9 protein-coding genes are annotated in these 11,749 nt (G+C 68.3%); 6 read left to right on the top strand and 3 right to left on the bottom strand.

The window, feature by feature from the left end; translation table 11 throughout:
• Positions 1-220, top strand: a 220-nt coding sequence (locus AC1D2K_RS04035) for a PaaI family thioesterase (protein WP_478086497.1), incomplete at its 5' end; no start/stop codon positions are given.
• Positions 221-320: 100 nt separating this feature from the next.
• The gene (recQ, locus tag AC1D2K_RS04030) at positions 321-2,213 is read left to right on the top strand and encodes a DNA helicase RecQ (protein WP_478086500.1); all 1,893 of its coding nucleotides are present in this window, start codon (positions 321-323) and stop codon (positions 2,211-2,213) included.
• Between the two features lie 219 nt (positions 2,214-2,432).
• Here recQ and AC1D2K_RS04025 read toward each other — a convergent pair whose 3' ends face one another.
• Both AC1D2K_RS04025 and AC1D2K_RS04020 read right to left on the bottom strand, forming a co-directional pair.
• Positions 2,433-3,995: a S41 family peptidase gene (locus AC1D2K_RS04025; RefSeq protein WP_478086496.1), complete on the bottom strand. Its 1,563-nt coding sequence runs from the start codon at positions 3,993-3,995 to the stop codon at positions 2,433-2,435.
• A 56-nt stretch (positions 3,996-4,051) separates the two neighbouring features.
• On the bottom strand, positions 4,052-6,373 hold the full coding sequence (locus tag AC1D2K_RS04020; RefSeq protein ID WP_478086494.1) for an ATP-binding protein: 2,322 nt from the start codon (positions 6,371-6,373) through the stop codon (positions 4,052-4,054).
• A gap of 120 nt (positions 6,374-6,493) precedes the next feature.
• Here AC1D2K_RS04020 and AC1D2K_RS04015 point away from each other — a divergent pair, with 120 nt between their 5' ends.
• The 3 genes from AC1D2K_RS04015 to AC1D2K_RS04005 all read left to right on the top strand — a co-directional run bounded on the left by AC1D2K_RS04015 (position 6,494) and on the right by AC1D2K_RS04005 (position 10,034).
• Positions 6,494-7,693 (top strand): threonine ammonia-lyase, encoded by a 1,200-nt coding sequence (locus AC1D2K_RS04015; RefSeq protein ID WP_478086493.1) that lies wholly within the window; start codon positions 6,494-6,496, stop codon positions 7,691-7,693.
• A gap of 128 nt (positions 7,694-7,821) precedes the next feature.
• Complete coding sequence (locus tag AC1D2K_RS04010) at positions 7,822-7,974, top strand: hypothetical protein (RefSeq protein ID WP_478086492.1); 153 nt, start codon at positions 7,822-7,824, stop codon at positions 7,972-7,974.
• A gap of 212 nt (positions 7,975-8,186) precedes the next feature.
• On the top strand, positions 8,187-10,034 hold the full coding sequence (locus tag AC1D2K_RS04005) for a phosphoenolpyruvate carboxykinase (GTP) (protein WP_478086491.1): 1,848 nt from the start codon (positions 8,187-8,189) through the stop codon (positions 10,032-10,034).
• A gap of 85 nt (positions 10,035-10,119) precedes the next feature.
• On the opposite strand, the gene AC1D2K_RS04000 is transcribed toward AC1D2K_RS04005, so the two are convergent.
• Positions 10,120-10,665, bottom strand: a complete 546-nt coding sequence (locus tag AC1D2K_RS04000; RefSeq protein WP_478086489.1) for a hypothetical protein — start codon at positions 10,663-10,665, stop codon at positions 10,120-10,122.
• 109 nt (positions 10,666-10,774) lie between these two features.
• Between AC1D2K_RS04000 and AC1D2K_RS03995 the strand changes: the two genes are divergently transcribed.
• Positions 10,775-11,749: a LysR family transcriptional regulator gene (locus tag AC1D2K_RS03995; RefSeq protein ID WP_478086488.1), complete on the top strand. Its 975-nt coding sequence runs from the start codon at positions 10,775-10,777 to the stop codon at positions 11,747-11,749.

The following is an 11,749-nucleotide window of genomic DNA, read 5'->3' as shown; positions in this document are numbered from 1 at the left end:
GGCAGACGCCGCGGTGCTGACCATCGAATACAATATCAACCTGCTCGCGCCCGCCAAGGGCCAGACCTTCCGCATGGTCGGCAGCGTGGTCAAGCCGGGTCGCACGGTCACGGTCTGCGAGGGCCATGCCTACGCGATCGACGAGGGCCGCGAGAAGCTGGTGGCCACCATGGCCTGCACGCTGATGGCCGTTTTCGGCCGCGAAAACATCCATTCCTGACGGCCGCGGGCGCGCCGCCAAGCGACAATGACGTCCGGCTCGCCGCCATGAGGCTGGCGGGCCGCCCTTCATCCACCGCCGAACCGTGTCCGCCTTGCCCATCGCCTCTTCCGTCTCCGCGCTCGCGCCTTCGTCCGGCGCCGACGATCCGCAGCTGATCCTCCACGAGATCTTCGGCTACGCGCAGTTCCGCGGTCCCCAGCAGGCGATCGTCGATCACGTCGTGGCCGGCGGCGACGCGCTGGTGCTGATGCCCACGGGCGGCGGCAAGTCGCTGTGCTACCAGATCCCCGCCATCGCCCGCCAGCGTGCGGGCCACGGCGTGACCGTGGTGGTGTCGCCGCTGATCGCGCTGATGCACGACCAGGTCGGCGCGCTGCACGAAGCCGGCGTCGACGCCGCCTTCCTCAATTCGACGCTCGACTGGGAGCAGACCCAGGACGTGGAGCGCCGCATGCTGCGCGGCGAGATCACCCTGCTGTATGCGGCGCCCGAGCGTGTCAACACGCCGCGCTTCCTGTCGCAGCTGGATTCGCTCAGGGAGCGCGGCAAGCTGGCGCTGTTCGCGATCGACGAAGCCCATTGCGTGAGCCAGTGGGGCCACGACTTCAGGCCCGAATACCGTGCGCTGACGGTGCTGCACGAACGCTATGCCGGCGTGCCGCGCATCGCGCTCACGGCCACTGCCGATGCGCTCACGCGGGCCGACATCGTCGAGCGGCTGCAGCTCGAAGAGGCGCGCCAGTTCGTCTCGAGCTTCGACCGGCCCAACATCCGCTACACCATCGTCGAGAAGAAGGAAGCCACCACGCAGCTGATGCGCTTCATCGAGCGAGAGCACGAGGGCGATGCGGGCGTGGTCTATTGCCAGTCGCGCAAACGGGTCGAAGACGTGGCCCAGACCCTGCGCGATGCCGGCGTCAACGCCCTGCCCTATCACGCGGGCCTCGATGCCGCGGTGCGCCAGAAGCACCAGGACCGCTTCCTGCGCGACGAGGGCATCGTGATGGTGGCCACCATCGCCTTCGGCATGGGCATCGACAAGCCCGACGTGCGCTTCGTCGCCCACCTCGACATGCCGAAGAACATCGAGGGCTACTACCAGGAGACCGGCCGCGCCGGCCGCGACGGTGCGGCGGCCGATGCCTGGATGGCCTACGGCCTGCAGGACGTGGTGAACCAGCGCCGCATGATCGACGAGAGCCCGGCCGGCGAGGAATTCAAGCAGGTGATGCGCGGCAAGCTCGACGCCCTGCTGTCGCTGGCCGAAGCCAGCGATTGCCGGCGCGTGCGGCTGCTGGGCTATTTCGGCGAGAAGAGCACGCCCTGCGGGAATTGCGACAACTGCATCACGCCGCCCCGGGTCTGGGACGGCACCGATGCGGCGCGCAAGCTGCTGTCGACCATCTACCGCGTGCAGCAGCAAAGCGGCATCAGCTTCGGTGCCGGCCACATCATGGACATCCTGCGCGGCAAGGCAACCGAGAAGGTCAAGCAGTTCGGGCATGAGAGCGTCAGCACCTTCGGCATCGGCGCGGAGTTCAGCGAAGCGCAATTGCGCGGCGTGCTGCGCCAGCTGATCGCCACCGGCGCCCTGTCGGTCGACGCCCAGGCCTACAACACCCTGCAGCTCACCGACGGCTCGCGCGCCGTGCTCAAGGGCGAGACCCAGGTGATGCTGCGCGAGTCGGTCTCCTCGCCGGCCGAGCGCAAGCCGCGGCGCGAGAAGTCGGTTCGCGGCGCGCCCTCGCCCGCCTCCGCAGCGCTCGACGCGTCCGGCCAGGCCCGCTTCACGGCACTCAAGGCCTGGCGCGCCGAAGTCGCGCGCGAGCACAACCTGCCGGCCTACGTGATCTTCCACGACGCCACGCTGGCCGCGATCGCCGAACGCGCACCGGCCACGCTCGAGGATCTTCAGGGCATCAGCGGCATCGGCAGCAAAAAACTTGAAGCCTACGGCGAAGACGTCCTCCGAGTCTGCAGAGCTTTCTAAGCTCGCCCCCAGGTTGCCCGGCACTTCGTGTCCGGRCGCCCACCCCCTACCGGGGGCAACACCAGCGGCCCGGCAAAGCCGGTTCCGCGGTGTTATGTTGCTCGCCCCCAGGTTGGCTCACTGCGTGTAGCCGCCCACCCCCTACCGGGGGCAACACCAGCGGCCCGGCGAAGCCGGTTCCGCGGTGTTTCACCAACGGGCCTGGCTACGCCAGCCGAGCTATGGGCGAGTGACGATCCTGTTCTCACGCAGCGGCGAGCGCACCAGGTAGGGAATGCCGGCGGCCTCGGCCTTGCCAAGCATGACTTCGGCCTTGCTGGCAGCCACGGCTGGGCAGGCACCGGTGCTGCGCAAGGTCAGCGCGGCCGCCAGCCGGGCTTCCGCCGGATCGCCCAGCGCGTGGCCGAAGTCGTCCGCCACCGCGCAGGTCGGCGCGAAGCCGTCGCCGTAGTCGCCGAAACCCTGTTGGTTCACACCCTGGAACTGGATCGCGAAATACGTCGTGCCGCAATTGTCCTGCGGATAGAAGCCATAGGGCTTGCCGCAGGTCGCGCCGCCGACCAGGTTCACCACGATGCCCACGCCGCGCAGGCTGTTGACGAGCGATTCGCTGGCCGAGCAGGTGTCCGGCCCCGTGAGCACCGTGACGCGCGACAGGCCCAGTTGCGGCAGGGGCTGCCCCGCAGCGGTCGAGAGACCGCGCGTGGTCGCGTGGAACGGAATGATCGTCTGCTGCAGGGCCAGGCGAAACGGATTCTTGCTGTTGAACTGCAGCCGCTCGAACAGCCTGCCGCTGGTGGCCCCGGGGGTGCCGACCATGTAGGCCAGTTCGCTGGCCACGTCGAGCAGCCCGCCGCCGTTGTAGCGCATGTCGATCACCAGGTCGGAGATCGACGCCGCCTTGAGCTGGTCGACGGCCGCGATCAGCTGCGATTCGGCGGTCGCGAGGTGGTCGTTGAAGAGCAGGTAGCCGACCGGGCCGCTGGCGGTGGGGATCGCCTGCACGCTCTGCACCGGCGTGCGCGAGATGCGGGCCGAGGTCAGGCTCACCAGGCGACGGCTGCCATCGGCCGCCTGCAGCCTGAAGCTATGGGTCTCGCCTTCGCGCGCCGGCCTCAGCCCGGCGTTGAGTCCGCCGACGTCGGCACCGGCCACGACGTCGATGCCGTCGATCTCGACCAGCTTGAGGCCGCGCTCGATCGTCGCCTGCGCCGCAGGCGACCCGGGTTCGGCGAAGGCCACGCGAATGTCGCGCGGCGGCGCGGCGCTCAGGAAGGCCAGTTCGAGCCCGTAGCCGACCTCGACACCGCTCTGCGACAGCGCTCGATAGTCCGCCGTGTCGGCTGTGAAATGAAAGCGGTCCCTGGGCTTGCCTGAAGCGGTCAGGTTCGGCGTCTTGAGCACGCCGAAATACGCGATCGGCGTGGTGTAGTCCGCGGCCGCGAGCGTGGTCGGCACCTCGGCGAACCAGAGGTAGGTTTCGTCGATCCACGCGCGGACCCAGCGCTTCTCGGTGGCGAGCGAACCGCTGCGGTCAGGGAAGGCGGCCCCGGTGTCCGGGTCGACGCCGAAGCGCGGCGCGGCGCACTGGCCGGCGACGCTGGCGGAAGCCACGATCGGATCGTCGCCCGGCGCCGCAGGCGTGGGCGCCGACAGCGCAGCCGGTGGCAACGTCGCGCCACCACCTCCGCCCCCACCGCATGCACCGAGCAATGCCGCCACAGCCAGCGCTGCGGCACCCATGGCGCGACGACCCGCGCCCATCTTCCGGCCACCCCTCATCGATCACGCTCCCTCGCGCGCGCGGAAGAAATCCGGCGCTCTTTCTGTGTTGGTGTCTACTGGACGAAGCCCATCCCGCGCGACTCGCGCACTTCGGGCTTGATCCGGTGCTCTGCATCGAGCTGGTCCAGGAACTCGGCGGCCGAGAACTCGACCGCCAGGATGTCGGTCTGGCGTTTGACGGCCGCGAAATCACCCGGGCACAGCTGCGGCAGCCTGGCCAGCCGCAGCTTGATCTCGCTGGTGATCAGGCTCGCATCGCCGGCCAGCGCCTCGGTCACGAACATCCGCTCGCGCTGCTCGCCGGTCAACGGCATGAACTTGATCTTGAAGGTGAAGCGGCGCAGCGCGGCCTGGTCGAGCCGGTCGAGCAGGTTGGTGGTGCAGACGAAGATGCCGTCGAAGCGCTCCATGCCCTGCAGCATCTCGTTGACCTCGGTCACTTCATAGGTGCGCTGGGCCCCGCGGCGGTCCTGCAGGAAGCTGTCGGCCTCGTCGAGCAGCAGCACGGCCTTCTCGGCTTCGGCTTCCTTGAACATGGCCGCCATGTTCTGCTCGGTCTCGCCGACGTACTTGCTCATCAGGTCGCTCGCCTGCTTGATGATCAGCGGCCGCGCGATCGCCTTGGCGATGTGCTCCGCCAGCGCCGTCTTGCCGGTGCCGGGCGCGCCGTAGAAGCACATGGTGCCATGGCCGCGCGCCCTGAGCGCCTCGACGATGCGCGGGATCTCGAAGCGGGTCTCGACGTTGAGCATCTCGAGGTCATACGTGGTGACGCTGCGGCGCGCGCCCAGCCCATCGGCCGTGCCGAGCGCGAGATCGGCATTCTTGAGCTGGCGCTCGATCAGGCTTTCGACGGACCCTCCGTCGGTCATCGCCAGTTCGGCGAAACGCACCGCGGTCCGGATCTGCGCCGGCGTCAGGCCCTTGCGCCCGGCCAGCTTGGCGGTGAAGGCTTCGGACACCGCCACGCCTTCGAGCGTCTTGCGCACCAGTTGCTCGCGGGCGCCGGGCGGCGGCGACTTGAGCTCCAGGTGGTAGGCGAAGCGGCGCCGGAAGGCCGGATCGATCTGCTCGATCCGGTTGGTGACCCAGAGCGTCGGCACCGCGTTCGTTTCGAGGATCTGGTTGACCCAGGCCTTGCCGCTCACGCTGCCGCTGGTGGGAGAGGGGATCTGCTCGGCGCGCGCCATGATCTGCGCCGCCTCGGTGCTGATCGGCGGGAACACGTCCTCGACCTCGTCGAACAGCAGGGCCGCCTGCTCGCTGCCCTTCAGGAACACCTGCGCGATCTGCAGCGAGCGGTAGCGATCGCGGCCCGACAGCGAGTTGCCGTCGCGGTCGGCGTACTCGACCTCGAACAGCTCCAGCCCCGCGGCCTGCGCGACGACCTTGGCAAGCTCGGTCTTGCCGGTGCCCGGAGGGCCGTAAAGCAGCACGTTGACGCCCGGCTCCTTGCGCCCGACCGCGGCGCGCAGCAGGGTGACCAGCATCTGCGTATCGTCCAGCACGAAGGAAAAGTCATGGACCGACAGCGCGCTCTTGGCGGACGGCCGCGTGAACACCGCCATCAGCTCGTTGCGATCGCGGTACTCGCGCATCAGCACCGGCGGCAGCTTCTCGCTGACCTTCATGAGATCGGCCAGGTCGGTGATGTTGTGCTCGGAAATCAGGTTCTCGACCAGACCGATGCGCTCCAGCCGGGACCCGGCGCGCAGCGCCTCGCCCACCTCGCTGGCGCTGACCCCGGCCACTTCGGCGATCGCGGCATAGGCCTCGGGCGCGTTGTTGACCTTGAACTCGACCAGCAGCGAGCGCAGATCGCGCTGGTAGCGCGCCAGCGTGCCATAGAGCAGCAGCGCGCGCTCGGCCTTGTTGAGCTGCAGCAGGCCGGCCAGCGCGTCGATGTTCTTCTCGACCAGGGTCGACTGCTTGCGCAGCGCATGGGTGAGCCAGTCGCGCGTCACCGACAGCACGGACAGCAGGTCCTTGGGCTGGTCCTTGGCGTATTCGTCGAGGTAGAAAAACAGCGTGCCTTCCTCGTAGGGGCCGCGCCAGACGCCATGGCGATCGAGCAGCGTGCGGCCGTCGTAGGCCTCGACGCCCTTCCAGATCTCGTTGCCGACGCAACGCCGCACCAGAAACTCGCGCAGCCGCTGCAGCACCGGCAGCGGCCAGACCAGGTGGCGGCCGGTCAGGGAGAGCAGCCCATTGAGGTCCCGGCGCACATTGAAGCGCGGGCCCTGCTTGGCCGCGAGAGTCAGCACGAAGTGCGAACACATGAGTTCGAGCACCGGCGCTTCCTTGAGTCCGGGCGATGGCAATGCGTGGCCGCGCGAAGCCGCGGCCACCACATCGACACCGGAACGCTTGACCATCGGACAACCTCCAGCTAGGAGCGGGTGAATCTGGAAGCGACCATAGCGCAGAGTTTTGGCTTCGGGAAGCCTAAGTGCACGAAATACCCTCATGTTGCGATTCCGTCCACAATCCACCCGATGGTTGGAATCGAAGACATCGAACGCGCGGCCGTCCGCCTTCAGGGACAGGTGCTGGACACCCCCTGCGTCGAATCGCGCACCCTTTCCGAGATCGTCGGCGCCCAGGTTTTCCTCAAGTTCGAGAACCTGCAGTTCACCGCCTCGTTCAAGGAACGCGGCGCTTGTAACAAGCTGGTCGACCTCTCGGAGGCCGGCACCCGCGGCGTGATCGCGATGTCGGCCGGCAACCATGCCCAGGGCGTGGCCTACCACGCCCAGCGCCTCGGGTTGCGCGCACTGATCGTGATGCCACGCTTCACGCCAGGCGTGAAGATCGAACGCACGCGCGGATTCGGCGCCGAGGTGGTGCTGCACGGCGACACGCTCGATGCGGCCCGCGCGCACGCGCTGGCGCTCGCGGAGCGCGAGGGGCGGGCTTTCGTCCATCCCTACGACGACGAGGCGATCATCGCCGGGCAGGGCACGCTGGCGCTCGAAATGCTGGATGCGGTGCCCGACCTGGATGTGCTGGTGGTCTCGGTCGGCGGCGGCGGGCTGATCGCCGGCATGGCGGTCGCCGCCAAGGCGCGCAAGCCGGACATCCGCATCGTGGGCGTTCAGACCTCGCGCTTCCCGGCCATGGTGAATGCGGTGCAGGGCACCCACCACCCTCAGGGCACGAGCACGATCGCCGAAGGCATCGCCGTGGGCACGCCCGGCGTGCTGACCCGCGAAATCATCGCCCGCGAGGTCGACGACCTGCTGCTGGTCGACGAGGGAGACATCGAGCAGGCGGTGCTGATGCTGCTCGAGATCGAGAAGACGCTGGTCGAGGGCGCGGGTGCGGCCGGACTCGCCGCGCTGATCCGGCATCCCGACCGCTTCCGGGGCCAGCGCGTCGGCCTCGTGCTGTCAGGCGGAAACATCGACCCGCTGCTGCTGGCGGCGATCATCGAGCGCGGCATGGTGCGGGCCGGCCGGCTCGCGCGCGTGCGCGTCAGTGCGCGCGACGTCCCGGGTTCCCTGGCCCATATCACGGCCACCGTGGCGGAAGCGGGCGCCAACATCGATGAGGTGCACCACCAACGCGCGTTCACCATGCTGGCGGCGCAGAACGTCGATGTGGAACTGGTGCTCCAGACCCGTGGGCGGGAGCATCTGGCGGCCGTGCTGGATGCCTTGCGCAAAGCGGGATTCGAGGCTGCAGAGCAGCGTTGAATTCAGCCCGACGCCGTTGAATCCGCGGCGGTGGCCAAGCCCGACCACTGGGTCTGGCAACCCCCTAGACCGCGGCCGGCGGACCCAACGGTAAAATGGCCGGAGTCTTGAGAACCCAAGGAATCCCGATGTCCAATCCCACCCCCAACGAGCCCGGCCATGCAGTTGCCGTCGAACCCGACGCGGTCGAGTCGATCGTCCCTCTCATGCCCCTGGTGCTGCCCCTCGTCGGCGGGGTGCTGATGCTCCTTCTGGCCTCCATCGCCATCTACATGGCCTGATTCCGGCGGTCGCCCCGCGGACACCCCGTGTCCCCGTGCCGGCGCGACCTGCCTCAGATCCAGGGGGTGGCCCAAGTGCCGACCCGCCCTGGTCCACCCGGGCTTCCATCCAGCCTCCTCCCTAGACGGAAGCGTTTTTTCCAACGGACTTCGCCCGCCCCATGGCGTCGAGTCCCGTTCGAAAAGACGATTTTCAACTTCGGAGATAGACGATGAACGCACCACTGAAGGGACTCGCCATGCAGGCCCCCTCCTTTGTCAAGAACGCGAAGCTGATCGCATGGGTGGCCGAGATGGCCGCGCTGTGCAAGCCCGACCGCATCCACTGGTGCGACGGCAGCCAGGAAGAATACGACCGGCTCTGCCAGCTGATGGTCGAGGCCGGCACCCTCAAGAAGCTCAACCCGGCCAAGCGCCCCAACTCCTTCCTCGCCTCTTCCGACCCGAGCGACGTCGCGCGCGTCGAAGACCGCACCTTCATCTGCTCCGCGAAGAAGGAAGACGCCGGCCCGACCAACAACTGGATGGCCCCGGCGGAAATGCGCGCGACGCTGCAGCCGCTGTTCGACGGCTGCATGAAGGGCCGCACGATGTACGTGGTGCCGTTCAGCATGGGCCCGCTCGGCTCGCCGATCGCGCACATCGGCATCGAACTGTCCGACAGCCCCTACGTGGCGGTCAACATGAAGATCATGACCCGCATGGGCCGCGCCGTGTACGACGTGCTCGGCGACAACGGCGAGTTCGTGCCCTGCGTGCACACGGTCGGCGCGCCGCTGGCAGCCGGCCAGCAGGACGTGGCCTGGCCCTGCAACAAGACCAAGTACATCGTCCACTACCCCGAGACGCGCGAGATCTGGAGCTATGGCTCGGGCTACGGCGGCAACGCGCTGCTCGGCAAGAAGTGCTTCGCGCTGCGCATCGCGTCGAACATGGGCCGCGACGAGGGCTGGCTGGCCGAGCACATGCTGATCCTCGGCGTGACCAATCCGGCCGGCAAGAAGTACCACGTGGCCGCGGCCTTCCCGAGCGCCTGCGGCAAGACCAACTTCGCCATGCTGATCCCGCCGGCCGGCTTCGACGGCTGGAAGGTCACGACCATCGGCGACGACATCGCCTGGATCAAGCCCGGCGCCGACGGCAAGCTGCACGCGATCAACCCCGAGGCGGGCTATTTCGGCGTCGCGCCCGGCACCAACATGCAGACCAATCCGAACTGCATGGCCAGCCTCGACCGCGACGTCATCTTCACCAACGTGGCCCTGACCGATGACGGCGACGTCTGGTGGGAAGGCATGGGCGCAGCCCCGGCGCACGCGATCGACTGGCAGGGCAAGGACTGGACGCCCGCGATCGCCAAGGAGACCGGCGCCAAGGCCGCGCATCCGAACGCCCGCTTCACGGTCGCCGCGATCAACAACCCGGCGCTCGACACGGCCTGGGACGACCCGAAGGGCGTCGCGATCGACGCCTTCATCTTCGGCGGCCGCCGCTCGACCACCGTGCCGCTGGTGACCGAGGCCCGCAACTGGGTCGAAGGCGTCTACATGGCGGCGACGATGGGCTCGGAGACGACCGCTGCGGCCGCCGGCCAGCAGGGCGTGGTGCGGCGCGATCCGTTCGCGATGCTGCCCTTTGCCGGCTACAACATGAGCGACTACTTCCAGCACTGGCTGGATCTCGGCAAGAAGCTCGAGGCCTCGGGCGCCCGGCTGCCGAAGATCTACACCACCAACTGGTTCCGCAAGGGCGAGGACGGCAAGTTCGTCTGGCCCGGCTACGGGGAGAACATGCGCGTGCTCAAGTGGATGATCGACCGCATCGAGCAGAAGGCCGAAGGCAGCGAACACGTGTTCGGCGTCAGCCCGCGCTACGAGGACCTCAACTGGACCGGCCTGGACTTCAGCGCCAAGCAGTTCGACACCGTCACCAGCATCGACAAGGCCGCCTGGCAGGCCGAACTGAAGCTGCATGCCGAGCTGTTCGAGCAGTTGGCGCACCATCTGCCACAGGAACTGCCGGCCACCAAGGCGGCGATCGAGAAGCGCCTCGCGGCCTGAGCCTGAGCCTCTCGCCGCCAATGAAAAAGCCGCCCTCGGGCGGCTTTTTCATTTCATGCAGCCGGCCCGAAGGCCGGCGAATCGATCAGTAGTACTGGCCGAGATTCACGCGGCGCATCGCTTCATGGAGCGTCGGGACGCGGACGTCGGCGGAGCGCTGAGCCACACGCTCCAGCGAACGCGCCTTGCCGGCGGCGGGCAGTTCGACCTCAGCGGCCTGCTGGCGCGTGGCGATGGCGTTGAGTTCGCTGAGGATGCGCGGGTCCTGCTTGGCGTAGGCCAGGAACTGCTCGTCCGCGCGCTCGGCCGCGCGCCGCTTGGCGGCACCGCGGGTGGAGGCGATGACGCGAGCAGCCAGCGAACGCGCAGTGCCGGCGAACAGCGCCAGGCCGACGAAGGCCACGCCCCACAGCACCACCCAGGCCAGCATCAGGCCGCCCTCGTCGGTGACGGTCATCAGCCGGTCGGCGACGACCAGCAGGGACGACACGATGGCCGCCAGCAGCAACGCGGCCAGGCCTCGGGCGCCATCGAAACCGCGGCGGGCGGCGCGGACGCGGTCGAACGCCGCCTCGGCGCGAACGATGCCGGGGTGGGTTGCGGGCTTGTCAACGTGAATGAAGCTGGTCATGGTGTTCCTCCTGAAAGGGGACGAGAGGCCGGAGCCGATGCCCTGATATTAGGGGTTACCCTAGTGTTTTTCCACTTTATCCTGTTGATGTTTATCATTCACATCACTTATGGATGTCAACTTTCGCACGCTCGACCTGAACCTTCTTCGCGTGTTCGACGAGGTGATGGCGGAGCGCAATCTCACGCGCGCTGCCCGCAACCTGTCGATCACCCAGCCCGCGGTCAGCAATGCGCTGCGTCGGCTGCGCGAAGTGCTTGGAGACGAACTGGTGCGGCGCGCTGGCGCAGGCGTGGAGCCGACGCCGCGGGCGCTGGCGCTGTGGCCCACGGTGCGCGACGCGCTGCGACAACTGCAGCACACCCTGGCCCCAGGTGAATTCGATCCCGGGACCGCCGACACCAGCTTCCTGCTGGCGATGGCCGACGCCACGGCCGCCGAGCTGATGCCGGGCCTGATCGGGATCGTCGAGGAGGAAGCCCGGGCGGTGTCGCTGCGCGTGTTGCCGCTGACCACGCGCGATCCGCGGCGGATGCTGGAGCAGGAGGAAGTCGACGTCGCGATCGGCTACTTTCCCGCTGTGATCGCCAGCCTGGCCGCCCGCGGGCAGTCCGGCGTCGGCGCGCCCTTCGAGACGCAGCGGCTCTACGTGGGGCAGTACGTGTGCGTGATGCGCCGCGGCCATCCGCTGGCGGATGCGCCGCTGACGCTCGACAGCTACTGCGCCGCGCGCCACCTGCTGGTGAGCTTCTCGGGCCGGCCCTACGGCTTCATCGACCAGACGCTGGGCGCCATGGGGCGCGAACGGCGCATCGTGGTCACGGTGAACCAGTTCTTCACGGCCGGGCGGGTGGTCGCCAACTCGAATCTGCTGACGGTGATGCCGCGGCACTTCGCGCGCGTGACCGGCATCGACGATCACCTGGTGCTGCGCGAGCTTCCGTTCGACCAGCCGCTGGTGCATGTGGATGCGCTGTGGCATCGGCGCGCCCAGCATGCGCACGCCCACGGATGGCTGCGGCAGGCGTTGCTGCGCGCTGCGGGGGCGGCGTTCTCCGGCTCGCCGGGCGAGCCGGCGGCTTGA

Source organism: Variovorax sp. P1_H12_2 (genome assembly GCF_056405335.1).
Note: the sequence above shows the minus strand (reverse complement) of the source record. Positions and strands in the feature narration are given on the sequence as shown.